The organism is Lysinibacillus boronitolerans JCM 21713 = 10a = NBRC 103108 (assembly GCF_000772935.1).
GTDB classification, from domain to species: domain Bacteria; phylum Bacillota; class Bacilli; order Bacillales_A; family Planococcaceae; genus Lysinibacillus; species Lysinibacillus boronitolerans.
In genome coordinates this window covers 31582-54233 of sequence record NZ_JPVR01000055.1, presented here as the reverse complement: position 1 = coordinate 54233, position 22652 = coordinate 31582, and the positions used below count along the sequence as shown (strand labels likewise).

Here is a 22652-nt window from a genome sequence, read left to right as displayed (position 1 = left end):
TTGAAACGTTACTACGAGCCACTTTAGCGCCCTTTTTGTACGAAAATGCAAGAGCCTGTACAGTGATAGTCTTAGCACTTGCATCGATCGCTGTAATTAATACATCCTCAGTTTTTGTATCATCAAAAATAGTGACTTGCGTAAATGGTGTAAAACCATCAACACTAGCCACTTTTAAAGTAGTTGTGCCATCTGTAACAGCTTCGAGAATATCTGTTAATGCTGTATCTAATTTAATTTTGTTAGAGCTGCCATCAAGCGTGTCTGAAAAAGTACCACTATTTTCAGGAACACGACCATCCAACTCTTGTTGAACTTGTATACGTTGAATTTGACGAGCATGTTCTATCAAAACCCGATAAGCGTTGTAGATTCCCCACTCAAAATTATTTGCGAATTCAGACATGAATGGTGTGCCATCATTGATAATTTCTCCTGTCGCAGGGTCCGTGACATCATCATGCCATTGAGTACGTTCATAAGGATTTTTTTTGAAGTTTAAAGGTATTTCGCCATTCATTAGATTATTCACTTATTTTCACTTCCTTCGTTTCCAGTTGTAGAGGAAATGCGATAACATACCCCTGTGAACCCTTTTGATAATTCATTGTTTTAACGTACAATTCACGCCCATAATTATCGACTAAAGCAGCACGTGTAACTAGGCCTTGTTCTAGAGATAATTTCACATACTTTCTTAGTCCATACTTTGTGCTAGTATGATAGATTTCTTTGTCATGTACGACTCCATCAATAGTCACCTTGGCTCCTGCTACAAGATTACTTAAAAATTGCTGCGTTAAATCTATCATCAACGGTTGTATTTCATTCAATTCCTCACACCTCCTGCTCTAAATCGGCCACAAATACGATTGTTCATATCGAAACCATAAGCATCGTTTGAAACGCTTAATATTTCATTCCCTAATGCACCATGGGTTTTAGCTGTTTTAAATCGGCCACATATTTTTGTTGGTAACGTCCATGAATAAGAGCCACCAACCAATTGAATTACCTCTTTTAAAATTCCTTCTGCGATGATCATATAAATATTTAAAGGAATCATAGGCTCTAAAATTTCCGATACTTCACGATAATAATTCTGTTCACTCGGTAACAACAATTCTAAAATGTACTCTTGTGGGTCTAAGTTGATTTGATAATTACCCTCACCAAAAATAGAATTCAGTAATTGTTGTAACGAACGCCAAGTATATGGAAGTTTGTTATTAATTTTTGCAAGAACTTTCATTCGTCTGGTTTCTAACGTATCTGATGGGCGACGTTTTAACTTCATCATTTTCTCCCAACGAGCAATACCTATCTCATCAATTTCGTTTACAAATCGCATAGAAAACATTTGCAATAACTCAACTTTAACCCGATTAAAATTAGTGTTTTCAACTTTGGCTATTTCAATAAATTCCTCAAAATCACTAATAGTCGTTGGGTAAAGTTTTGAAATATCTATCTCATTTGTTAACGGTTCATACATTAGTAACCTCACCTCTTTTTGGAATAGAATCGTTGTCTAAAGTGAAATTACTTGCAGTTCCGTTAATGGTTGTATTTTGCACATCAATTATCCCGTTGATTTCAAGCATTCGAGATTCTAAATGCACTATTCGCAAAACAAGTGGTGAAGAATTTTCCCACGTTTTTTTAAGTTCAAGCAAATAATCATCTACCATTTGTTGTACATCTATTTCAACATCTGCCCATTCAAACCCCTCATCAAAAGTGATGTTAGGGAAGTTAATATTAATTACAGTATTACTGACACCTTTAACTAATACTGTATGTCCGATTGGGGCAATTCCTAACCCCTCCCCTTGATTGGTTACTGGGTCTATAGCTGTCTGCAATGATTCCAGCAATGTTGATGAAGGTACATTGTAAGTTGCATCTAACACAACCAATTTCACATTGTAAATTCCTTCTCTAATGCGGTAGGCCTTTACACCACCAATGCCTTGAAGTTCGTGAACTTTATCCAAATAATCTTTTCGGTTTCCGCCATAAGCTAATGCTTCAAAACTATCTAAATATCGTTTACGCAAGCTTTCTGTATCTTCCTCATCTTCACCTGGTATTAATAATTCAATTAGTTCAGCATTTGTTAATCCGTCTATATATTCAATTGGAATTAATGGACCGAAGTAATTGTTGCCAATCATTCCTGGTGTTTCACATTCCAATTTAAAAACACCGAAACTGATTTTTTCAGTAACGGTGTAATTATGAATATCTAAAGAAAAACGGCTTCCGATAGGTACATCTAAATTAAATATTCCTTTTAAGATTGCCTTTTCAGCAGAATAAGGTGATATTCCTCTATCTTTACATAAACGAATTAAGAATTCTCTAGAAGCCGTATCACCAAACATTTCTTGTAGCATACCTTCCATTGAAAGATACAGCTCGTATAACTGTATTGTGTGAGGTGAAAGTGCATCCCAGATAATTGAACCTTCTCGCTTGTCTACGTTTGATTTTACCATTTCTAGTGCATCATCTAGTAATTGCTCCTGCGTAATATGTTCAAACATTAAGAAACCACCACCTCTTTTGTTATTTCAATTTCTCCTGCTGTTGTATGAGCTGTAAATTGCACATGTACTTTATTCTTTACGTGACTAAAAGAAAAAGCATCAACACTGTCGATTCGATCATCCTGTGTTAACGCTTCGGTTATAAGTCTTTTTAGTTCACTGTATACAAAAGGGATAGGTTGTCCAAATAGCTTTCCGATTTCAGCACCATAGTTCCAAGTATAAATTAAATGATCATAGCGCTCTGTACTCAATGCTTTATAGATAGCCTGTTCAATGGCTTCTCGTCCATCACAATATCCGACAATGCGCTTTCGTTCTAAATCTAATTTGTAGGTGCGAGAAGGTTGGACCACTTCTTCGAAATCTGCTGTTAACTCTTCATCCAATTTATTTTGTGGAATCATCAAACCACCTCTTTATCGATAATTAAGTACTGTTGACCGCCATGAGCACGAATCATAGTCACCTTGTCACCTTCAACAAGACCATTATGGATTTTAATCTTCTTACGGCCTTTATATTCGTGTATATGGCCGTCCGTTTCTTCCGTTTCATGGTCAACTGTTATTTCAACTTCATAATCCATTACAGCACGAGTGAGCTTTAACTGTTCTTCTTTTAGTGTAAGTTTTTGGTCAATTTGAACCTCCAACGGACTTACACTTAAAACAGTGCCATACACAGCCGTAGATAGCTTTTGAGCATTGATGACACCAAGGACTAGCTTCTGAATTTCTTTTAAAATATCTTCCATGCTACGCAATGAAATCACCGCCTATTAACTTCAAATCCATTCGATGATCAGATTCTTTGAAAATATGCTTCACTGTCTCAACCATCATAAAATTGGCAACCGTAAGATCGCCAACGTACATTTGAACAGCTACCTGACTGCCTCCACGGACAATTGGATCACCAAACACTTTATTAATGTGGAGCTTACGTGATTTGCGGTTATAAAGTTGTAACATACCATCTGCCTTTGCTTTAGCGTTATCCTTTTCACCTAACTTCTCTGTGAGTTGCAAAACGCCCCACTCGTTGATTTTGCTGCTGTCTTGAGCGATGTAAATTTCACGTTTACCTTTCTTCTTATCTTCACGTATCAGCTTAATTTTATTGTACGTATTTTCGTCTATGGATGTCGTGTACTCAAATGACTCCCCTGTGCTCTCATCAATCAGCAAATCAGTTTTTAACGTCTTGGCTTCTCGTAAATTGAGTGACCCAAAGTCATCATAGAGTACATATAAACTTTTTGTGTGAAGAGTTGTTTCAGCTAGAGCATTAGCCATGATAGTAAACAACTCTTGATTATCTTCGACCATCGAAGGGATGACATGCTTTGTATTATCTACAGTGCCTGTCTTTAATCTAAAGTCCTTCGCAATCATTTGAAGTACTTGAGCAGCCGTCTTTTTGGAATATACATATGTGTCCTTATTTTTAAAGTAGCGCAGCTGATCATAGCAAGTGACAGTAATAACCCTGTTATTCGTACGCTTCTTGGTAAAGACAAAACCGTAAAATATCTTTTTACCGTCATATTCAAAACGAACTGCATCACCCTCATGAAAATTAAGTACATCATCTTTGATCACTTTGAATGTCAATTTACCTGGTGTGCCTTTTCGATGTGTTTCCCACTCAATCCCTTCCTCTACAGCACATTCGTAAAGTTGCCCTCTACTCATGATATATAGTTTTGATTTAGCCAAGTTTGATCACCTGCCCTGCTTTAATAACGCTTGGATTACTGATGTTATTGATTTTTGCTAACTCGGTATACTTCGAGCCATCACCTAAATATTTCTTAGCAATGGCCCATAGTGTTTCTCCATCTTTTACGGTATGAGTTTTTGGTGTCGTCTTACCTGTTGTTGGCCGTTTTTGCTCTACTACAGCTTTAGTTGCTGTCTTAGCAGTACTCGTTGAATTACTGGCTTTTGTGGCAGCTTTCAAATTGATTTTTTTATTTCCATAAGCTTTATACTGCTTTAATTTGATTCGTACATTGACATCAAAGCCGTTTTCAGCGGATTCTAATATTTCGTACTCTTCAAGTGATACGGTCATATTGGTGTCAAAAAGTAGGTTTCTATTCGGCATCATGCGATTGACAATAAACTGAAAGGGCTTGTCATCAACTTTCAGCTTTTCTAGTTTTTCGAGGTAGTAGGTAGCTGGCTGAAAACCATTCGGATAAACAGAAAACGGATATTTTACGTTTGGGAGTAATACCTCAAACTCAATATCCGTTAGTCCAGTTTTCTTTATTATGTTAACTTCGCCTTCGTTCATCAATACGGTGGTTTCGTTTCTACCATTAATCTTCGTAGACAATTCAGCAGGGGCAACAGGAAACTGTACACCATCTACAAAAAAGTTATACATCTGTTGAACCTCCTTCAGCTAGCATTTCGGCAACTTCTTCTACTCGTTCTCCGAATTTATCGATAACGCCATCGATGTCTAATTCACTATTGATATGGTTTTCATTCTTCATATCCACTTTAATCTCAGCTGTTGTGTATCGGTTAATGGCTTCACGCTCGGCAATATCACGAAGATATTTTAAATCTTCATTCATCATCTTAATGCCATCAGCAGCTTTCTTTGTATTATCAGCTGTTTTCTTGCCTGCCTCGTTGCCTTTATCAAGTTTTTCACCTAACCCTAAAGCATCGTTAATCGACTTCATAAGTGCATCGGTGTTACCACCTGTATTACCTTTGTCAAAGTTGAATAAATCAGCACCCCAGTTGTAACCTGTATCCCATGCGGCGCCTAACGATTTCATCTCCATTTTAGGAGCTTCCCAATAATCATCAGGGGCTTCACCAACCCAATCTCCTAATGCGCCTTTGAGGCCTTTTAAATCACTTGTAATAGACGTTGTATGAGCTATTTCGCTACCTTTTCCAATTCCAATTTTTGCAGCAATATCGGATGGTAATAAATCAACAAGCCAGTTCCACGCTCGAATAGCACCGTTAACAGCATCAACCATTACATTTACAAAGTTCGTTGCAAAACTGTCCCAACCGTTTGTCATCGAAATAATCGAATCTAGAACATTTGATGCTAGATTGTAAAACAATTTCTTTACAGAATACATCGGATGTTTCCATACATTCACAAAGAACTCCACATAGGAAGCCCACATATTCCATAGATAGGCAATTACATTAAAAATGGCTGAACCTAATACCATGAATGCTCCAGCGATAATGCCTGTTGCACTGATAGATGTTCCTGCAAAATGATTTATTGCGGCAACCGCTAAGTATATCACTGCAATCAAAGCTACGATAGCCATCACTACCCACACAACTGGATTAGCAGCAAGCGCAGCAGTCCACATCCAAATGGCAGCAGTTTTTAATAATATAGCTGTTCTTGCAAGGGTTAGATACGTTATGAGTATACCAATAACACTTGCAACTCCTAGTACAATTGGGCCAATTAAAGACCAATTATCATAAATAAAGGAACCTGTTGAAGCAATTGCATTCATTACAATGCCTATAACTCCAGCTATTAAATACAAAGCTTGCGTTGCGCTAGAAACAAATTCTTTAAATCTCTCACTATTTGCAACATCATTTATTTGTTTTAGCACTGGACCAAATGCACGCAAGGCTTCATTTTGAAAATAAGTCCACATTTGTGACCATGTTACTGGCATACTATCAAACTTTTTATTAATTTCATCTGTAGCTGCAAACATTGCATTTTTTACGATGTCAGCTGTAATCATTCCGTCAGCCGCCAAATCACGAATAGCCCCTAAAGGTTCACCCATGTAGTCTGCGATTGTAGATATTAAGTTTGGCGCTTGTTCAAAGATCGAGTTCAATTCATCACCACGTAGCACACCACTGGCTAAAGCTTGTGATAACTGAATAGTTGCATTACTCGCTTCTACAGCACTTGCCCCTGCAATACCGAATTGTTTTTGTACAAGTTCAGTAAATGCTACCACCTCGCCCAAGTTACTGAATGAATCACGAGCATTGGTACCGATTCTCGAAACCATGTCAGCAGTATCTTTAAATGATGAATAAGAGCGTTGAGCAGCGTCATGAATCATCTGTTGTGCGAGTTCTATATCGCTCATATCACCTAGTCCAAAATCAACTTTAGCTAACTGATCAGGAATAACAGGCATTTCCTCTACCAATAGTTGTACACGTGCTTTGGTATTTGTTAACTCGTCAGAAATCTCAATTACTTTACCCAAACCCTGTAAAGATAAATAAGCACCGATCAAAGCTCCTACTTTCCCAAGTAAACCGTCCATTTCATCCGTGCCATCCCGTATTCGGTTGTTTAATCCTAATTGGGCATTATCAGCAGCATGAATTTCTTGTTCAATCTGATTCATCGAATTGGCTGCAGTAGCTAAATTTCTTCGCATCAACTCAATAGAGGAACTATCGAACATATTGCCAGAAGCTACATTCATTTGTTCCATTTGGTTGACCATCATAGATACTGCATTATGCATAGCTCTGATAGGCTGGCTCAAGCGATCTTCAATTTGTATCGCAGTACGAATTGTTGCCATGTTCTCACCCCGTTTTTGACATAATAAAAAGCACTCGTCATGAGTGCTGATTTTTTATTCTGTATGTTCCATCTGCGTGTTTGAAGTATTTAGTCTTACAGTAAGGACATTTTATTGTATTTCCAATCATCCTAAATTTTCTTTCGCATTTTAAACATTCAGATGGTCTTGTTTTAATTACTTGCACAAATGTAATTGGCAAAATCAGAATAAACATAATTATTACTATTAAGATAATGATGAGCATTAACATCAATATTCCTCCTCATTTTAAATGTACATAATATGGAGAGTATGCAATTAGAAGTAAGAAGGATCATATGTGAATTTAGCGATTCCGAAAGTTTTATCCTCTATTTCTTGAATCCACACATCTTCAATCTTATCGGAGACAGGACTGTATCTTAAAGCAAAATTTGTATCCGCGACTTTCTTTATTTGATTATTATATTCAATACCGAATAAAGGGAAGATATCGTCTTTCTCTTCAAATTTCATTATTGAGTCATCATATCCCCAGTATTGCCCCGAATAAACATTAAGTCGTGTAACAACATCATCGAATAATATAAATTCAAACTTATTTTTCTCGTAGATATACAATTTACCTACAATACTTTGATTAGTTTTTGGCACTATCCATTCAAAGTCCTCAATCTTTTCAGGATCTCCCATAATTCCGACCAATTGAGTGCTATTGATTTTGCTAAACTGGGTAGCATCAATGATAGGTTCAAAGGACTTATTTGAACTTGAATTTGTACTCCCTGAAGAACACGCACTAAGTAAAACTAAGATAACTAGTGTCAATATTATATTTATTTTTCTCATAGAATCCCTCCTCATACACAAATATACATAAAATGAAGGGATTTCACTATAGCTAATTAGCATAAATAGCTCGTTCCTATCGCTTCTTTCCTTTTTTGGAACTCCTTTTTGCCTCTCGTTCTTGCTTTTTATCCTCTTCAATCTTGATCTGTAGCGAAGCAATAATACAAGCCTTATCTGCTAAAGATAGAGACATATATTCAGACGGTAGGCGACGCATTTTATGGACCCACCAATGCATGATATTAGCGTCACCATCACCGTCCTCAATTAGTTTTTTACTTCTTCGACCATCTCCTCCAAATCGGCTTCATAACCGTTGGCTTCTTGTGCCGCAACTGATGCATCTGCAATTTCACCAATTGTCAGCATCTTACCAAGTAGTGCATCTGCACCCATTACTTTATAAGAATCTTGTAACTCTTTGTCGTTTAGATTTGGAAATATAATAGATTCAACTGTTAATAAACGTTGGTATTTAAAATGGTCAAAGTCCGTGTTAAATTGTCCTTTACGTTTTCCTTGTGTAATCATAGAACGTTTTGTACATTCAGACTTTAATTCAGCATCACGCTCTGGCGAAACTGGCGCAAACTCCCATTCAATAGGTTTCCCTTGTTCATCGATGAAACTTTTTGAAATAGCGCGCTTAATATTTCCGTTTTGCTTTTTATTATGTGCGAAAAATGCTTGTAAGTTTGTCATTTATAATCACCTTATCCTTTTTAATTAAAATTAAAAGAGCTCACATATTGTGAACTCTTTTTTATTGCATTTCTGGTAAAACAGTGAATTCTTCTGGCATTTCAAATTTTTCGAATGTGAAATCAAATGAATCCTCTAAATACTCTGCATCTGCATCTAATAACGCAACAATACCGCCATCAATATTACAATCAACTAAAATTGTTGTTTGTCGTCCAACTTGAGAAGAACCATCTTCATTCGTCACTTGAATATCGAAATAAATATCCTCGCCAGTCTCTTGGTAGTGCAACAACATTTTTCGGAAAATAGACGTATTAAAATGGAATGTTGCACTACCACTGTACTCTAGTCCAGTAGCTTTATTTCCCTTCGCTACTTGTCCCATAATTGGTATTTTCGTTTTTGTTTTTTCGGATCGTGCTTCTAAGTTAATTAACTGTGCAAATTTATAACGATTCCCATCAATTGTGACCCATGCCACACCTTGCGCACCATGAATAGCATCACGTGCATGCATGGTAGCTTCTGCGAAGTATTGGAGATCTAAATGTAAGATACTTTTAGGTTGCTTTTTTGTTTGTAAAAAGTCTTGTAATAAATCAGCGGCCATTCCCTGTTCTGAAATCTTGTTTACTTTCAATTGCATTCCCTCCTTTATGCTACCATCGTTGTCACGTAAAGTTGTGACATCGTTAGTGTGTTTATTACTTCCTCTTGTACAACTACAGCTCGTTTAGATTCACCTTGTCCAACTAACAGCTTTTCTTTATCGTAATTTTGGATAGCTCGAATACGCTGCATTTCTCCGCGATGTTTACCAATATCATTCCACAATGAAATACGACCATCTTGATCGTTCGGAACTTTACCAAGATAGCGTGTATTAAATAGATGGGCTGTATCGATTGCAAGCTGATCTAGAACCCGAATCGTTTGGTTATAAGAGAAGTCCTCATTTTTATCTGTTCTGAATGATGTAAATGTATTTACATCTTCTAACACATTAAAGTCATCACCCACTCGATGGAAAACGTATTTTCCTTCGTTAAGTAATAGTGTTAATTGTGGTTGAGTCTTGGTTTCAGACATATCAAGCACATGTTCACCATCATATGTGCGGTTAGTGTTGGATTGATTAACAGCCACTCCAGCTTGTACACCTGTAACCCAATAAACAGCACCAAAAACTTCCTCACCGTCACCAATTGCATCATTTTGAATATCTATAATACCTTCATGATCTGCTTTTCCAAGTTTATGGCCGATTAATTGGAACTTGCCTCCTGCCTCATCTCGAATACGCTTTGTATACTCCATATATAGCGATTTAATAATTGTATCCTCTGATAGACAACCCAAGGTGTTAAAGCCGTATGCCTCTAATTCATCTAGGGCCATTTGGTGAGGTGTCCCTGCTGTTAAAGCAGTTGCTCCGTTATTTCCGCCTGTTAGTTTTGTCCCTGCTGTTGCAGCTAAAGTAGCGTTCTTTTTAAAATCAACGAAATCATTATTTTTTAAATCAGCAGCTGTTGAAACAGCAATTTGTTCATCAATTAATGTTCCAGCAATAAGAGTTTTCACGTCCCACTTTAACGGTTCGTCAACATTTGCTTGAATAACGATTATAATATCGTTTCCACGTTCACCTTTGTATTTCGCTGTAGCAAATTCATTAGTTGCCTTTGCTCCTCCAAGGTTTAGTTTGCAGAAAAATACTGTAAGGGCTCCTTTAAATAGATCTCTAATACCTTTTAGCTTTGGATGAGTGTAATCGTAACCAAAGATTTTTAAAGAGTCTTTCTGCATGTCTTCCTTAGTGACAGTCATGACTGCATCATCAGCACCCCAATCAAGCGCTATTGGTAGTGCAGCATACCCACGATCAGAAAGGTTAACGAATGCGCGAGCTTTTGAAATGAAATTATGATACGTACCTGGTAATACTTTGTTTTGCGTTAACCAAAAACCTCCGCCTAATGCCATTACTTCTTCACCCCTTCATCGAATTGCTTTAAAATTTTGTCCACTTGAGTGAACGTATATTGCTCATCATCTGTTAGCAATGCATTAAGGGCATCCCGACGATGAATATATTTACGACTTGTGACCAGCTGTGATTTTGTAAATTTCGGTAGCTTTGAAGTAACGACTTCTGCTACCTTTTCAACGTCCACTGGCTCGACCTTTGCTTCAATCTCTTTCGCCAACTGAACTCACCCTTTCTCGATTTGTGTAATGATCTAATGAACCCATGAGCACTTTTGCCTCAATCTCTTGTAAGAAGAAATTAAAACGAATGAAGTTATGACCAATGCCATCAACAACTTCGCTATTAGCACCTGTACCAAGCATCAGCGAGCCGTTTAACAGCGTTATTTCTTTAATTGCTTGTTGTATTTTCAGAGTCATATTTGAAGCCTCTGATAAGCTGTTTTTAGGGAAATATTGAACATTAAATAATGTTGTTACTTTCCATCGTTTACCGATTTGTCTGAACTGCTCTAGGTTTAAAAACTGAATGAAAAAAGCAGGAGTCACAAACCCCTGCGGTACTTCGTCAATATATTTTTTATAATCTACTCCAAAAGCATCATGGAGCTTAACAGATATAGCGTCTTGAATATCATTAATCTCCATTGAAAGTCTCCTTTAACATGTTGAATAATTTTCGCTCAAGTATAGCTGGTGCTTGTCCTTCAATTTTGTCAGCAGCTATTGTCATTGTGAATCGACCTTTTACCCATCCTTTATGATTTCGAGTGCGATGTCCGTATTCATAATAGCTACTGTATCCAGTTGGGTTGTAGACATCAATTTCAAATACCCCACCAACTTTTCGTATATTTGCATCAATTGTCCAATTGTTACGTAAATACCCTGTTATCACATTAGTATTATTCTTAACTTCACGTAACATACGTGCAGCTAATTCCTTAGCTGCTGCCTCACAGAACTTCTCAAAGTCACCTCTTGCAAGCTTAGCTAGCTTTCTTTCAAACGCCTTTAACTGTCTTAGATCAACACGGCCACCCCTACCCATTTATGCGTACCTCTCAAATGCTTCAAGCATTATCTCTTGATGATCAGTATAAATAGCAGGTTCACCACTTCTTGTGTATTCAACAGTTTTGCCATGCTGAGTCACAATGATTTTTGAACCTGCTGGTATATCCAATTCTGGAGCGATAAATAGTTTAGTAGTCTGAGCAATCACTACTGGACCACCTGTCGGAGTAGTTGATGTTTGCTTTTCGTATGACAGTTTGCACTTTTGATCAGTAAACAATGTTACTTCTTTGTGGCCTGTAGCATGAGTAATAGGATCTTCAACCTCTTGCCAAACTTTCACTGTACACAATCCTTTGTACAACAACTCTACAGCTTTCCTACGAGCACTTACCATGTGAGTACCCTGTACTTTAAAAAGTCTGTATTACTATGCTGCAGATACGAAATAAATGCTTCAAATTGAGCCTCTGGTGTTCTGTTTGCTTCTACAGCAAATACTACATTCGTGTCACCATCCTGTATTTGCTTTGCAACAGCTTCAAAATTAAGTGTTTCGATATCCAGTAAGCCCATAGCTTTTTTAGTAAGCAAGAACTCTCCTACTACCATATCAATAGCAATTTCATTTAAGCCTGCTGGAATCGCCGTTAAATTAGTTTGGTTATTAATGTGATTAGTTACTTTATCGATAGCGAATTTCAATAGCATATCGTCTGAACTACTTGGAGCGCTAGATAACGCAACTCCAAGAGCAGATAGACGCACTACTACATCTAAATACATACGCATCACTCACTTTCAGACGTTTTACTTGATTGAGCAGCCTTCTTCTGTTCCTCTAATCGTTCCATCATTGATTCGTTGAAATGTTTTTCGTCAATTGTTAATTCTTCACCAACTAAATAACGCTCTCCCTTATAACGTATAGGGAAAGCGCCGTTTTTCACTTTTACTTTAATGTTTGCCATTTCAAATAACCTCCTTATGCAATCGGTTGCGCTTGGAATACATTTTGCGCTTCTGGGAATGACGGAATTGCGGTAGCTGCTGCTTTTGCCCATGTTGAAACAGGATCTTTTCCTTCTTCATATACCATACCAATTACCTTGCCGATGGAAGTCATTTCAACATCAGAACCACTACGAATAAGGCGTGACTCTTCTGGTGTTGGTCCGTATAACGATTCACCGAGTGGTCCATCACCAAACATAACGAATTTATTGTCTGGGAAGTAACTCTTCGTTGTATATGTTCCATCAGCATTTTGCTCACGATATTTAGTATTTGAAGTTGATTCATATACAGCAATAGTAGGTAATCCCTGTTGTGCAAAGAAGGCGTTTAAATCCGTTAAATTCGCCACACGAGCAGAACCAGCGCCGTATAGGTAACCAATAATCTTCGGATTGCGTAAAATAAGAGCTGCAATTTTTTTGGACGTTAACGCACGTGTTGGCGTAATATCTAACGCATCAGACCATCGTTCTAAATCTCCAAGAATATCCTCTGTACCTGTTCCCCATTGGTCAGCACCAGCAAGTGCCTCTTTATGATCTGCTGGTACTCCATATCCAACCGTAAGAGTCTTAGGTGTACCATCTGCTGTATTCAAAGCTAATTTCAATTCACCTGTACTAAGTGCTTGCATACGCATTAATTCAACGCTAGCACGAACATCATTTGCTGCTTTGTCGATTAAATTAAATACTCGTTGCATCAAGTATTGTTGCTCCTGTGCTGTTCGTGGGAATTGTAATGCAATTAGATCCTTTTCGGTAATCTGATATTTTTTCTTGATATAAGCTGCCTCTAACACCTGTTTAGCAGCATCTAACGAGCCAATTTCTGCCTCTGTATCAAATGAATGCACCTTTGCGATGACAGGCAATTCGTTAGCCCCAACAAGATACTCAAATTCAAGCGTGTTATGCTTCGTTTCTGGGAAAAGCGCTTCACCAATACCGTAAGATTGGTACTTTCGCTCTTTCATATAATCTAATACAGTTTTTTGATTAAATAACTCTAAAACATCTGGCATATTGATTTCCCTCCAATTATCGGAATTTAATTTCTTTTAGTGCTGTTTTCGCTGCTGCATCTGGTGCAGTAGGTAGACGATCTTCAAAAATGTAAGCTTCCACAATCAATGAACCAGGTTGTGGTCCATTTGTTACATCGACATCGGTATATAAGATACCTTCTGCAGTAGCATCATTTTTAGGCAAAATAGTACCTGCCTTAACGATTTTCTTTCCGTTCGCATCAGCCGTTACACCTACATCACTCACTACATAAGTAAATGCCTGTACCTTTGATGATGCTAAGAAATTTACACGTTGAAATCTTTCAATTGGTTTTACATATGGCATATATAGCCCTCCTTATTGTTTAGTCCCAAGGGTTGTTATTTGTATCACTTGTACCTTTTTCATTCGCCATTTTCGCGAAGTTAGAACCCATATCACTCGTTCCTTCTCCTTCGCCTAATCCTCCAGCAGGAACCCATCCTTTAAATGTCGGTTGTTGCTTTTCTGGCACAAATAAAAAGGACTTTGATTCCTGCAACGTTTTAAGTTGCTCATCAAGTCCTGTTTTGACATTACCGTTGTCGTCTAATTCAATTTTGGATTTGTCGACCAATCCCGTAACTAGATCAACGTCATGTACTTTGTTGGCAATAGCCAATTTTAATGCAGTATTTAGTCGCTCGTCTTTCAATTGCTGCTCATACTGTTCTTTTGCTTGCTTTTGCGACTCCTGCAACTTAGTGATTTCCGCTTGTAATTCCTCATTACCTTTTGCTTTGCCCTGTAATTCTTTTAATTGCGTTTCATGTGTTTTTACTTGTTCTTCAAGTGATTTTTTGGCATTGTTCACTTCGTCAAAGCGTTCCTTCGGAATCATCGCTCCGTATTTATTAATTAGAGCGTCAGCTTGTTCCTCACTAAAGCCCATTGCAATCAGATCTTCTTTTTTCATTACTGCATCCTCCTAATACGTGTTTTACGAGTAACGACTCGATAGGTTTTAGACTAGTTCTTTAACGTCTACTAGCAAAAGACGAGTTATTATTCATTCCTTGCAATTGAAGCGTTTGCCCACATAATCGCCTGCTCTAAATTTGTATGAGCAAGAGATTTTTCACGACTATTTGGGCATAATTCATCAACCATATGTGCAAGCTCTTTCGCTTTACTTCGTAATGTCTCATAACGTTCTGTTTGATCCCCTTTCGGCGCATGGTACATATAGCGATTTTCTAATTCAGGACTAATATAGTCCTTTGGTTTAATGCCACCATTATCTAAACAATCCGAACAATACTCTGTCATAGATTCATTAAGACATTGGGGATAATTAAAACATTTATTTGGCATGTCGTCGCTCCTTTGCTAATGCTCGCCTTTGAGCACGATTTAACTGTGGTTTTGTAATGCCTGAACGGGATTGTTCCCAATCTGCATAATCAGATGCCGACATAACAAGTGCATCTCTACTTACACCACCGCTAATAACTACTTCTTCTGGCTTATTCATTTCGGACCACCTAAACCTTTCCTGATTCGACATAATCAAGAACATGCTGCAATTCACTGCCCAAATCATCTTCGAAAGTCGCTTTAGGGAGGCTCACCACGCATAATATGTGAAACTTCCCGCTTTCCGTTAAGATAGCCAATTTGATGGCCTAACACATAACAGACCGCTGCAACTGTAACTACAAACAAGAAAAATATTAATGGACTCATAAAATCATCCTTTCTTTTTACCTGTGTTTTTTAATTGCTTATGCTCAAAGGAATTAATAACCAACTGTGAAATAAATAATTTAATAAGCTCATCTTCAGTAACTTTAATACCTTCTAAACTAGCAATTTGCAGAAAATCTGCTTTATACTCATCGAAAGTCATAGAATTGCTCCTTTACTATTAGGCGTTCGTATGGCAAAAAATTTAGAAAGATCTAATACTCCTCAAACAGCTTAGAAAGTAATTCATTTCGTGCTACCTCGGTCATACCAAGTAATTTTAAAATGCTATCACTTTCCGACGTACCAACTTGGATTTCATCGTCCTGGTCAATCGTTACAATTAAAACATTCTTAAATTCATTCGCTCTGCCCAAAGCATTTGTAAGCAAAGATTTTGGTGTAGTTCGACCTTCTTTTTCAGCTTTAATTTCGTTGAAATCAATCATACAACAAACCTCTCTTCCCATTCCGGATACTTAATATTGCTAGAAATGTAATACACCTCGCCATTCTGTTTACGTGCAATACGCTGACTGTAATCATCCTCGAAATAAGGAGCTGTCGTGGTTCTACACCTTGGATGAAAGGGGTTGGCTGTAACACCAGGTTCGAAGTCCGATAACTTAAATACTTTTCCATCCATCGACTGACAAATATCGCTTGTCTTGCTATCCAATGTTGCAATGATTTCATATCGCTCTACATCTAGTTCGCCGAATGCATCCTTTTGAGCAGAAGCACTAAAAAACGCTGATTCGGTTAAAACAAGCCGAGCAGCGTTAGAACGTGAGGTATTCATTTTTCTAGCTATCGTACTAATCATTCGGTCAGGAGCTTCACCGCGAGCCATTGATTGTATTAGTTCAGTATGCAATGTATCTAGCAAGAGGTTACGATCACGCCATATCTTTTGACTAAATGTTTGACCATCAGCAGTCCATGGTTTACTGATTATTTTAGTTAGCTTCGTTTCGTCTAGCGCTTGAAGTGTGAAACCAATTTCAAAAGCTTTTTGTACCTCAAATGCTGTGTGATAGTATTGCGTCTGATATGCATCTTTCATCAATCGCTCAAAGCCCTCAATTTGCTCACCATACAGTTTTTCTACATGTTGCTGTAATTGTAACTGCAAACTCTCTAAACGGCTTATATGAACACGAGAAGAGGCATTTTCAAGTTGTTTCATCCAATTTTGATTGACAGCATTCTTTTTGCCGTATTCGATGTATTCCTCTACTGTCCACCTGAACTCTCGTAGTTCATCACTTTTAAGTAACTGTTTAGCTTCATCAAGACTGATTTCATTGTTATCAGCAAAGCGTTGATACCACTTAGCTATATCCTTCTCAATTTCTTGCATAGTTCGGATATAGGCTCTTTCAAGGTCCCTGTAGTAGTTCTCGCTCTTCTCATGCTGCGCTTGCTCCAACATCTCGAACCGTCTACGCCAGTATTCTCTACTCTTGGCCATTATCATCACCAGACTTTGAATTTATCGCCTTAAAATGATCATCATAGCCATCGTACTCATTCACACGTTCCTGACGCTCCTTCTTATTTCGCTGCATCTCTTGTTGAACATCTTTCACATATGGATGTTGTGCAATCTTTGTTTCTTCAGATAAGTAAGGTGATTTATTTAATACATCAACAACTTCCATCTCATTAATAAGAATGTCACGGTTAAAAATGATATTTACACTTTCACCTTCATAATCACCTTGGCCTGTATTGGCTAAATGAACATTGATAAACCATAGCAATTCCTCAAATGAAGCCTGGAACTCTGTTTCAATACCATCTGCGTCAAGATCAATCTCGCTGTACATGGCTCTAATATTTAATTGATTTGGGTTATTTGCCATACGTTCGTCTTTAGCGTCATAACCTCGCCCATTTTCAATAAGAGCCTTTTTAAATAGCGATAAGATAGATTTGTAGTTGTCTGCGTTGACTTCAATTGTTAGTGTTTCAACGCCACCTTTTGCCCCATCCGCTGATCTTACTTTAACGGTGCCGTATATAGATAAATTACGTCTAAACTCACCTAAGTCCTGCCCATCATAGTTATGGAGAACGAGAATTGTATTTCTGGCGTCCTCCTGCATGTTGTTTTCAAAGTCACTTAACATGACGTTAATGCCGTCTTGTAGTGATTTCACACGCTTGATTAGAGGGATTTCCTTGTTATTGAATTTAAACGGAATTAAAGGCGTTCGCTGCCAGTTCATACCTAACTCATTTTCACCATCACGTATAGTTATATAAGAGGTTTGGGATCTTGTTACATCCTTTACAAGATGCCCTGCGAACCACTGATAATGTTCCACTCCGTGCGCACTATAAACCTCTGCTTTCTCCACTACAACCTCTCTATCGCCCTCGTACTCTTTTACAGCATATAAGCGAATCGCGAAGTCTAGAATTGTTTGTTCAGAATCCTTCCAGAACGGTATGATTTCATATGGAGGAAAACGTTTGATGGCAAACTCACCATTTTCGTCATAATACGGATAAAGCCAGCCAAGACCGCCATTCAATGCATCTTGTCCAACACTTTTTAATGTGCGGTGGAAACGTTTATTGAAAATGTCTTGTAATTTCTTTAGATACTCTTCGCTTTTAGTTTCAATTGTTATTGGTTTACCTAGTTGATAGTTAACCTTTTGATCTACAAGCTTGGCATACTGGTTATCTAGTATCTTGTTATTTGGGAGGTTTCTATTTACCTCTAACCTTCCACCTTTACCAATGACCCATCGTTCACGTTTTAATATGTCTTGTTCACCTTCATAATAAGCCTCGCCTATCAGTATCCACTTACGTTTCTCCGACTTTTTAAACTTATTGATTTCGTTTTCAAGAAATTTGATATCTGTTATGACATTGTTTGCACCAGCTGTTATGTTTTCATTGATGACGTCTGTGTCTGTAACAGCACCCTGGTACGGAAAAAAACTCATGTTCTCACCTCTTTCTAATCAAAACTGTATGTGCTGCCACGCATATCTTCTTCGAACGCATAGCGTGTGGCATCGATAGTGTGGTTATCTTTATCCTCTAAACGAGCAAGAGGATTACCGTCCTTATCTGTCTGGTAATCAATGTTTTCAAATTCTCTAGCAATATTTGGTGTACGTAATGGATCAATATAAATAGCATCTAAATCATCGAGCCATTCTTCACCGTATTCGACGCTATCTGGACCTTTCTTAACTGTATAAATACGTGGTATACCTAACTCATCTCTTAATTCGGCATTCGATTTAGGCTCAGCACTTTCTGCTGCTATTCGGTCGTTTTGATAACCTCTTTCTTTTAAACCTTTAGCCAATTTACGGTTACTAATTTTGACACCGTATATTTCATCAATGGCATAAATGCAATTTTTCTTTTTATCATAATGCCAACGAACAAATGCCAATGGATCAGTAGCATAACCGTAGTCGATACCATTTCGAATATTGTCAAAGGAGGCAACCATTTCATCGGTGATTGAGCCTTTTTCAATTTGCAAGTTATCAAACGGTACAACACCACTGCCTATTGCTTCTCCAAGGTATTCCCAACGGTATTTTAAAGGCTTATTTTTCTTAACGTTTTCTGCTTCTTCGATAAACTTTTTCGATAAATGCGGATTACCTAAATATGTTGAATGATGTACGTAAGTATTGGCATCTATCATCGAACTTTCATACTTCTTATTCACCCACGATTGCTTACGTTTCGGAGGATTGTAAGAATAATAAAAAGAGTAGTCAAAAGGGTACGCTTGCTGTCTATCAGCTTGCGAAAATATTTTCCCTTCCAACTCCTCACGTAGGATTGAGTTTTCAATTGTCGTTACTTCATCTTCAGACTTAAATTCTGCTAATTCCTCGAACCATACGATAGCTAACGGAAAATCAGCATCTTTGATAGATTTAATCTTCTCTGGATCATCAGCACCAGCAAAGTATATCTTATTTCCTCTGCCTAAGTATGTGATTTCAAGCTTGGAATCAACAAAACGGAATTGATCACGTACTCCCATTATGTTTGCGGCAGCTTTAAAGTTTGCGTACACGGACTTTAAAATGGTGTTTTGTACTTTCCTAATACCAAGTGCCGACACTGGATACTCCATGATGTCTAACAGGATACGCATTGGAATATGAAATGACTTCCCAGAACCACGGCCACCTTTTAGCACATATCGAAGATGTTCCTTTGCTCTGGAGGCGCGCCAAAATGGTTTGAATTGCTCTGTAATGATACTAGCTAAGCTAATACGTTGCTCTGCCATTACACATCATCCACAATAACCACTTTAGTTTTGCCGTCCGTTTCCACCTTATCAACCCACATACGGTAACGTTTGCCTAGTAATTCGGCAGCCTTGATACGCTCGGCAGTAGTTGGTGGCATATCTTCATCAATAGTTTGGGCACCTTCCCCGATGCCACGTAAAGTTGCTGAAGTTGTTTCTCCCCTTGCAATAGCAGTTAAAAGCTCTAATATTTCTTGCTGATCTGCTACCTTCTTGGACTTCAATTCTTCCATGCGTTCATCTATATAAGCTTTAACGCTATCATTTGCTATCAATCTTGCAGAATTGGCTCTAGAACCCTTTTCGTTATATCCTGCTTTAATATAAGCTTCAGTAGCATTTCCTAACTCGATGTAGTAGTCAGCAAAAGCTTGTTGTTTTGGTGTCAATTTCTTTACTTTCCCAATGGCATCACCCCATTATGCTAGTTGCTTAGTAAAATAAAAAAGGCACGAAAACATATCGTGACCTTTAAACTTCGATTGATTCTTCATTTTCCTGTTGATCTATTTCTGGTTGCTCCATCTCCGCATTAGTAGATACTTCAACTTCACTAAAATGATTATCCAAAAAGTACCCTTGGAAATGATTTAAATTTGAACTGTAATATTTAAATCCTTTATCTGATACAATTAATAAATATACATTTAATAAAATTATTAATCCTGGAAGCACAAAACTTAGTGCTGGTTCTGTTTTGCTGAAAGTCAGTAATACAATCACAAAGTTTACTATTAACGATGACAATAAAGCAGCTCTTAATGCTCCTAGAGCATGTATTGTAGATAAAAGATGTCTGTACCGGTCTTCTAGATACGTTCTTTTTTCTATGCATAAACTCAATAGGAAGCTATGCCAATGAAATTCAAACAAATAGTAGTCTTCGTGATAATTCTTTCCCCATGTATGGTTTTTATATTTTCGGATTCTTTCTTTATCCTTCACAAGGAGTAGTGCATCATCAATTACTCTTCTTTGTTTATTGTTTGTACCATTCCAATTGATAGAAAAGTAAACTTGATGCATTAAATAACCGATTGTAACCCCAACAAAACCTATTAATACTACAAAGCTAACTACGTTCCCTATGTTAAGATCTGCTTCAGACAATGCTTTAAATTCCCTCACAACATACATAAGACAAACAAATATCATAAAAACCCAGCCAGGAATACCCCATCTTATTAAGTATTTTGTATCAAAATTCATAACCCCACCTCCTTTCTACCCAATGATAAACCAGAAGATGAAATATATGTAATAACTTTTTGCTCTCAAAACCACACCAAACTCCGCCCTCTAATCACAAAGTGTTTTGGCTGTTTGATGCAGTTTTCAAAGCAAAAGAAAAAGCCCTGTAAAGGGCTCTTAATTACGTGCAATTGAAGCGTTAGCCCACATTACAGCAGTTTCTAGGTTAGTCATAGCAACTGATTTTTCACGGCTATTAGGACATAGTTCGTCAATCATGTGTGCTAGCTCTTTCGCTTTTTCACGAATAGCCTCATACTTTTCTGGTTGTCCCTCTTTAGGAGCGTGGTACATAAAGTTATTTTCAATTTGTGGATTAATATAGTCACCTGGTTTCAACATTATTCAACTACCTCCCAATCCTCTGATAACATGTCTGTTTGCGAAGCTAACCAAGGAACTCGACTTTTTGGTGCATTCTCGTTGTCTGTTTGCAGCCCTGTCGTATCGATGTAGATGTATGGGTGAGTCATTTTAGAATGTGTATCAGGTACTTGTAATTCAAGGAAAATACCTTTACCGTTCCATCCTTTACGAGCTGCTTTCTTGCCCTCTTTTAACGCTTCAATTGCTTGACCGAATTTCATTTATTTTCTCCTTTCAAATACATAATAAAAAGCCCCATCGCATTGATGAAGGCTTTTTTCTATTGTGGAATCCTATTTGTCGAGAGCTCTTTTCCGACTCGTGGTAGAGCGACACCACGCTATTTTGTAACGAATTGTGTTTTAGATTTATAGTGCATTTCCGTGCACTTGTTAATGTAGTAAGTTTGACTGAAATTATGGAAAGTGGACGAAGTTCACATAGTAACCACTCCTTCAGTTTTATTTGCCTTTCCCTATATCTCTTAAAAAATATGGGCCGGCCATGTATGTCTTGCTCCGAACTAGTTTGTTCAGCGCAGGTCGGTCGTCGGTCTGTCTTTCCCTAATATTTAGGTTTTTATAAATACCAAGTGAAGAAAGATTTACCTGTCCGACCTCCCCTCCATTTTACACTGCAAATTTTAATGAAAACAAATATGCATGATTTTGTCTCATTTGTCGCATTTGTCTCGTTTGTCTTGGCATTAATCTAAAACACCATATAACAAAAACGTCTCCATCTGTTCATTTTCTAAAAGCTGTTGAATGATATCTTTCTTCTGTCTTTGCACATTGTCTTTGGAGATCATGAGGTGTAAAGCTATCTCTCTGTACGACATACCTTCCAGTAAGCAATCGTAAATAACCTTTTGCGTTTCATTTTGAAGTGTATCGCCTAATGTTTCTAACAAATATACCTCTGTCTCATAACGTCTTAATCGGTTATTTCGCTTTTCTTCTAGTGATTCAATACGCTTGAGCTCCGTTATACTTTTGCCCTTGGAACCCTTGGGCATTGCTGCCTCTACTCCGTACTGCGCTACTCCCCAATTTTGGATAGGTAAGCTGTGTCCATATAGCAGCTTTTGAAGCCTTTGGACCTCGTTACGCATCCATTTGAAGTCCTTAATCATTTGAGTGATGATGTAGAACATATCATTATGTTCAGTTGCCTTACTTGCTGTAGATTGATAGTTTGTCATAGGTTTGCCCTCCTACGGTGTGATATACTAGAGTTGTGAACACCATCAAAGGGCATAAACCAATTCGAGCTGTAGCGTGTGACGACGCTGCGGCTTT

Annotated in this window: 36 protein-coding genes; all 36 read right to left on the bottom strand. The window is 37.7% G+C overall.

Going from position 1 to position 22652, the window contains the following annotated elements:
- A partial coding sequence (locus tag CD31_RS02495; protein ID WP_036075560.1) for a hypothetical protein occupies positions 1–532 on the bottom strand: 532 nt, incomplete at its 3' end.
- Positions 525–833, bottom strand: a complete 309-nt coding sequence (locus CD31_RS02490; RefSeq protein WP_036075559.1) for a hypothetical protein — start codon at positions 831–833, stop codon at positions 525–527. The genes CD31_RS02495 and CD31_RS02490, both read right to left, overlap by 8 nt.
- The gene (locus CD31_RS02485; RefSeq protein WP_036075558.1) at positions 830–1495 is read right to left on the bottom strand and encodes a putative phage tail protein; all 666 of its coding nucleotides are present in this window, start codon (positions 1493–1495) and stop codon (positions 830–832) included. The genes CD31_RS02490 and CD31_RS02485 overlap by 4 nt, the downstream gene beginning before the upstream one ends.
- Positions 1488–2549: a baseplate J/gp47 family protein gene (locus CD31_RS02480; RefSeq protein WP_036075557.1), complete on the bottom strand. Its 1062-nt coding sequence runs from the start codon at positions 2547–2549 to the stop codon at positions 1488–1490. The genes CD31_RS02485 and CD31_RS02480 overlap by 8 nt, the downstream gene beginning before the upstream one ends.
- Complete coding sequence (locus tag CD31_RS02475) at positions 2549–2959, bottom strand: DUF2634 domain-containing protein (protein WP_036075556.1); 411 nt, start codon at positions 2957–2959, stop codon at positions 2549–2551. Before CD31_RS02475 ends, CD31_RS02480 begins: the two co-directional genes overlap by 1 nt.
- A complete protein-coding gene (locus CD31_RS02470) occupies positions 2959–3309 on the bottom strand; it encodes a DUF2577 domain-containing protein (protein WP_036075587.1) in 351 nt (116 codons plus the stop codon). Before CD31_RS02470 ends, CD31_RS02475 begins: the two co-directional genes overlap by 1 nt.
- A 1-nt stretch (position 3310) precedes the next feature.
- Positions 3311–4273: an XkdQ/YqbQ family protein gene (locus CD31_RS02465; RefSeq protein ID WP_244905104.1), complete on the bottom strand. Its 963-nt coding sequence runs from the start codon at positions 4271–4273 to the stop codon at positions 3311–3313.
- Positions 4266–4949: a LysM peptidoglycan-binding domain-containing protein gene (locus tag CD31_RS02460; RefSeq protein WP_036075555.1), complete on the bottom strand. Its 684-nt coding sequence runs from the start codon at positions 4947–4949 to the stop codon at positions 4266–4268. The genes CD31_RS02465 and CD31_RS02460 overlap by 8 nt, the downstream gene beginning before the upstream one ends.
- A complete protein-coding gene (locus tag CD31_RS02455; protein WP_036075553.1) occupies positions 4942–7125 on the bottom strand; it encodes a tape measure protein in 2184 nt (727 codons plus the stop codon). The genes CD31_RS02460 and CD31_RS02455 overlap by 8 nt, the downstream gene beginning before the upstream one ends.
- A 300-nt stretch (positions 7126–7425) precedes the next feature.
- Complete coding sequence (locus CD31_RS02445) at positions 7426–7956, bottom strand: lipoprotein (RefSeq protein WP_036075549.1); 531 nt, start codon at positions 7954–7956, stop codon at positions 7426–7428.
- 76 nt (positions 7957–8032) lie between these two features.
- Complete coding sequence (locus tag CD31_RS23225; protein ID WP_156113258.1) at positions 8033–8197, bottom strand: hypothetical protein; 165 nt, start codon at positions 8195–8197, stop codon at positions 8033–8035.
- A gap of 29 nt (positions 8198–8226) precedes the next feature.
- Positions 8227–8661 (bottom strand): phage tail assembly chaperone, encoded by a 435-nt coding sequence (locus CD31_RS02440; protein WP_036075547.1) that lies wholly within the window; start codon positions 8659–8661, stop codon positions 8227–8229.
- 61 nt (positions 8662–8722) lie between these two features.
- Entirely contained in the window at positions 8723–9304 is a 582-nt protein-coding gene (locus CD31_RS02435; RefSeq protein ID WP_244905103.1) for a phage tail tube protein, read from the bottom strand.
- 14 nt (positions 9305–9318) lie between these two features.
- Positions 9319–10647: a phage tail sheath subtilisin-like domain-containing protein gene (locus CD31_RS02430; RefSeq protein WP_036075545.1), complete on the bottom strand. Its 1329-nt coding sequence runs from the start codon at positions 10645–10647 to the stop codon at positions 9319–9321.
- On the bottom strand, positions 10647–10871 hold the full coding sequence (locus tag CD31_RS02425; protein ID WP_036075543.1) for a hypothetical protein: 225 nt from the start codon (positions 10869–10871) through the stop codon (positions 10647–10649). Before CD31_RS02425 ends, CD31_RS02430 begins: the two co-directional genes overlap by 1 nt.
- The gene (locus CD31_RS02420) at positions 10855–11301 is read right to left on the bottom strand and encodes a phage tail terminator family protein (protein ID WP_036075541.1); all 447 of its coding nucleotides are present in this window, start codon (positions 11299–11301) and stop codon (positions 10855–10857) included. The genes CD31_RS02425 and CD31_RS02420 overlap by 17 nt, the downstream gene beginning before the upstream one ends.
- Entirely contained in the window at positions 11291–11704 is a 414-nt protein-coding gene (locus CD31_RS02415; RefSeq protein WP_036075538.1) for an HK97 gp10 family phage protein, read from the bottom strand. Before CD31_RS02415 ends, CD31_RS02420 begins: the two co-directional genes overlap by 11 nt.
- Positions 11705–12013: a hypothetical protein gene (locus CD31_RS02410; RefSeq protein WP_209420819.1), complete on the bottom strand. Its 309-nt coding sequence runs from the start codon at positions 12011–12013 to the stop codon at positions 11705–11707.
- A 47-nt stretch (positions 12014–12060) separates the two neighbouring features.
- A complete protein-coding gene (locus CD31_RS02405; protein ID WP_036075582.1) occupies positions 12061–12456 on the bottom strand; it encodes a hypothetical protein in 396 nt (131 codons plus the stop codon).
- Positions 12457–12461: 5 nt separating this feature from the next.
- The gene (locus CD31_RS02400) at positions 12462–12641 is read right to left on the bottom strand and encodes a hypothetical protein (protein WP_036075535.1); all 180 of its coding nucleotides are present in this window, start codon (positions 12639–12641) and stop codon (positions 12462–12464) included.
- A 14-nt stretch (positions 12642–12655) separates the two neighbouring features.
- Positions 12656–13711 carry a major capsid protein gene (locus tag CD31_RS02395; protein WP_036075533.1) on the bottom strand — a complete coding sequence of 352 codons (1056 nt, stop codon included), beginning with the start codon at positions 13709–13711 and terminating at the stop codon, positions 12656–12658.
- Positions 13712–13727: 16 nt separating this feature from the next.
- Complete coding sequence (locus CD31_RS02390) at positions 13728–14042, bottom strand: hypothetical protein (protein WP_036075530.1); 315 nt, start codon at positions 14040–14042, stop codon at positions 13728–13730.
- Positions 14043–14061: 19 nt separating this feature from the next.
- Positions 14062–14652 carry a phage scaffolding protein gene (locus tag CD31_RS02385; RefSeq protein WP_036075527.1) on the bottom strand — a complete coding sequence of 197 codons (591 nt, stop codon included), beginning with the start codon at positions 14650–14652 and terminating at the stop codon, positions 14062–14064.
- Positions 14653–14741: 89 nt separating this feature from the next.
- Positions 14742–15050, bottom strand: coding sequence for an Acb2/Tad1 domain-containing protein (locus CD31_RS02380; protein WP_244905102.1), 309 nt, complete (start codon positions 15048–15050; stop codon positions 14742–14744).
- Positions 15040–15210, bottom strand: a complete 171-nt coding sequence (locus tag CD31_RS23220; protein ID WP_156113257.1) for a hypothetical protein — start codon at positions 15208–15210, stop codon at positions 15040–15042. Before CD31_RS23220 ends, CD31_RS02380 begins: the two co-directional genes overlap by 11 nt.
- An 83-nt stretch (positions 15211–15293) precedes the next feature.
- Positions 15294–15422: a hypothetical protein gene (locus CD31_RS23940; RefSeq protein WP_280522787.1), complete on the bottom strand. Its 129-nt coding sequence runs from the start codon at positions 15420–15422 to the stop codon at positions 15294–15296.
- 4 nt (positions 15423–15426) lie between these two features.
- The gene (locus CD31_RS23215; RefSeq protein ID WP_156113256.1) at positions 15427–15585 is read right to left on the bottom strand and encodes a hypothetical protein; all 159 of its coding nucleotides are present in this window, start codon (positions 15583–15585) and stop codon (positions 15427–15429) included.
- 52 nt (positions 15586–15637) lie between these two features.
- A complete protein-coding gene (locus tag CD31_RS02375) occupies positions 15638–15871 on the bottom strand; it encodes a hypothetical protein (protein ID WP_036075526.1) in 234 nt (77 codons plus the stop codon).
- A complete protein-coding gene (locus tag CD31_RS02370; protein WP_036075525.1) occupies positions 15868–16896 on the bottom strand; it encodes a minor capsid protein in 1029 nt (342 codons plus the stop codon). The genes CD31_RS02375 and CD31_RS02370 overlap by 4 nt, the downstream gene beginning before the upstream one ends.
- Positions 16883–18388 carry a phage portal protein gene (locus CD31_RS02365; RefSeq protein WP_081977444.1) on the bottom strand — a complete coding sequence of 502 codons (1506 nt, stop codon included), beginning with the start codon at positions 18386–18388 and terminating at the stop codon, positions 16883–16885. Before CD31_RS02365 ends, CD31_RS02370 begins: the two co-directional genes overlap by 14 nt.
- Before the next feature lie 14 nt (positions 18389–18402).
- A complete protein-coding gene (locus CD31_RS02360; RefSeq protein WP_036075523.1) occupies positions 18403–19710 on the bottom strand; it encodes a PBSX family phage terminase large subunit in 1308 nt (435 codons plus the stop codon).
- Positions 19710–20123 carry a terminase small subunit gene (locus CD31_RS02355; protein ID WP_036075521.1) on the bottom strand — a complete coding sequence of 138 codons (414 nt, stop codon included), beginning with the start codon at positions 20121–20123 and terminating at the stop codon, positions 19710–19712. The genes CD31_RS02360 and CD31_RS02355 overlap by 1 nt, the downstream gene beginning before the upstream one ends.
- Positions 20124–20205: 82 nt before the next feature.
- The gene (locus CD31_RS02350; RefSeq protein WP_052125307.1) at positions 20206–20943 is read right to left on the bottom strand and encodes a BA5345 family protein; all 738 of its coding nucleotides are present in this window, start codon (positions 20941–20943) and stop codon (positions 20206–20208) included.
- A 159-nt stretch (positions 20944–21102) separates the two neighbouring features.
- Entirely contained in the window at positions 21103–21306 is a 204-nt protein-coding gene (locus tag CD31_RS02345; protein ID WP_036075577.1) for an Acb2/Tad1 domain-containing protein, read from the bottom strand.
- 20 nt (positions 21307–21326) lie between these two features.
- Positions 21327–21572: a DUF2829 domain-containing protein gene (locus CD31_RS02340; protein ID WP_036075520.1), complete on the bottom strand. Its 246-nt coding sequence runs from the start codon at positions 21570–21572 to the stop codon at positions 21327–21329.
- Between the two features lie 485 nt (positions 21573–22057).
- The gene (locus tag CD31_RS02335; RefSeq protein ID WP_244905101.1) at positions 22058–22555 is read right to left on the bottom strand and encodes a sigma-70 family RNA polymerase sigma factor; all 498 of its coding nucleotides are present in this window, start codon (positions 22553–22555) and stop codon (positions 22058–22060) included.
- Positions 22556–22652 lie beyond the last annotated feature (97 nt).

Bases quoted from the DNA above. Each gene is read 5' to 3' on its own strand.
- CD31_RS02485 (WP_036075558.1), bottom strand. From the start codon at position 1,495: ATGTATGAACCGTTAACAAATGAGATAGATATTTCAAAACTTTACCCA.
- CD31_RS02480 (WP_036075557.1), bottom strand. From the start codon at position 2,549: ATGTTTGAACATATTACGCAGGAGCAATTACTAGATGATGCACTAGAA.
- CD31_RS02475 (WP_036075556.1), bottom strand. From the start codon at position 2,959: ATGATTCCACAAAATAAATTGGATGAAGAGTTAACAGCAGATTTCGAA.
- CD31_RS02470 (WP_036075587.1), bottom strand. From the start codon at position 3,309: ATGGAAGATATTTTAAAAGAAATTCAGAAGCTAGTCCTTGGTGTCATC.
- CD31_RS02460 (WP_036075555.1), bottom strand. From the start codon at position 4,949: ATGTATAACTTTTTTGTAGATGGTGTACAGTTTCCTGTTGCCCCTGCT.
- CD31_RS02455 (WP_036075553.1), bottom strand. From the start codon at position 7,125: ATGGCAACAATTCGTACTGCGATACAAATTGAAGATCGCTTGAGCCAG.
- CD31_RS02445 (WP_036075549.1), bottom strand. From the start codon at position 7,956: ATGAGAAAAATAAATATAATATTGACACTAGTTATCTTAGTTTTACTT.
- CD31_RS23225 (WP_156113258.1), bottom strand. From the start codon at position 8,197: ATGCATTGGTGGGTCCATAAAATGCGTCGCCTACCGTCTGAATATATG.
- CD31_RS02440 (WP_036075547.1), bottom strand. From the start codon at position 8,661: ATGACAAACTTACAAGCATTTTTCGCACATAATAAAAAGCAAAACGGA.
- CD31_RS02430 (WP_036075545.1), bottom strand. From the start codon at position 10,647: ATGGCATTAGGCGGAGGTTTTTGGTTAACGCAAAACAAAGTATTACCA.
- CD31_RS02420 (WP_036075541.1), bottom strand. From the start codon at position 11,301: ATGGAGATTAATGATATTCAAGACGCTATATCTGTTAAGCTCCATGAT.
- CD31_RS02415 (WP_036075538.1), bottom strand. From the start codon at position 11,704: ATGGGTAGGGGTGGCCGTGTTGATCTAAGACAGTTAAAGGCGTTTGAA.
- CD31_RS02405 (WP_036075582.1), bottom strand. From the start codon at position 12,456: ATGTATTTAGATGTAGTAGTGCGTCTATCTGCTCTTGGAGTTGCGTTA.
- CD31_RS02400 (WP_036075535.1), bottom strand. From the start codon at position 12,641: ATGGCAAACATTAAAGTAAAAGTGAAAAACGGCGCTTTCCCTATACGT.
- CD31_RS02395 (WP_036075533.1), bottom strand. From the start codon at position 13,711: ATGCCAGATGTTTTAGAGTTATTTAATCAAAAAACTGTATTAGATTAT.
- CD31_RS02390 (WP_036075530.1), bottom strand. From the start codon at position 14,042: ATGCCATATGTAAAACCAATTGAAAGATTTCAACGTGTAAATTTCTTA.
- CD31_RS02385 (WP_036075527.1), bottom strand. From the start codon at position 14,652: ATGAAAAAAGAAGATCTGATTGCAATGGGCTTTAGTGAGGAACAAGCT.
- CD31_RS02380 (WP_244905102.1), bottom strand. From the start codon at position 15,050: ATGCCAAATAAATGTTTTAATTATCCCCAATGTCTTAATGAATCTATG.
- CD31_RS23220 (WP_156113257.1), bottom strand. From the start codon at position 15,210: ATGAATAAGCCAGAAGAAGTAGTTATTAGCGGTGGTGTAAGTAGAGAT.
- CD31_RS23940 (WP_280522787.1), bottom strand. From the start codon at position 15,422: ATGAGTCCATTAATATTTTTCTTGTTTGTAGTTACAGTTGCAGCGGTC.
- CD31_RS23215 (WP_156113256.1), bottom strand. From the start codon at position 15,585: ATGACTTTCGATGAGTATAAAGCAGATTTTCTGCAAATTGCTAGTTTA.
- CD31_RS02375 (WP_036075526.1), bottom strand. From the start codon at position 15,871: ATGATTGATTTCAACGAAATTAAAGCTGAAAAAGAAGGTCGAACTACA.
- CD31_RS02370 (WP_036075525.1), bottom strand. From the start codon at position 16,896: ATGGCCAAGAGTAGAGAATACTGGCGTAGACGGTTCGAGATGTTGGAG.
- CD31_RS02365 (WP_081977444.1), bottom strand. From the start codon at position 18,388: ATGAGTTTTTTTCCGTACCAGGGTGCTGTTACAGACACAGACGTCATC.
- CD31_RS02360 (WP_036075523.1), bottom strand. From the start codon at position 19,710: ATGGCAGAGCAACGTATTAGCTTAGCTAGTATCATTACAGAGCAATTC.
- CD31_RS02350 (WP_052125307.1), bottom strand. From the start codon at position 20,943: ATGAATTTTGATACAAAATACTTAATAAGATGGGGTATTCCTGGCTGG.
- CD31_RS02340 (WP_036075520.1), bottom strand. From the start codon at position 21,572: ATGAAATTCGGTCAAGCAATTGAAGCGTTAAAAGAGGGCAAGAAAGCA.
- CD31_RS02335 (WP_244905101.1), bottom strand. From the start codon at position 22,555: ATGACAAACTATCAATCTACAGCAAGTAAGGCAACTGAACATAATGAT.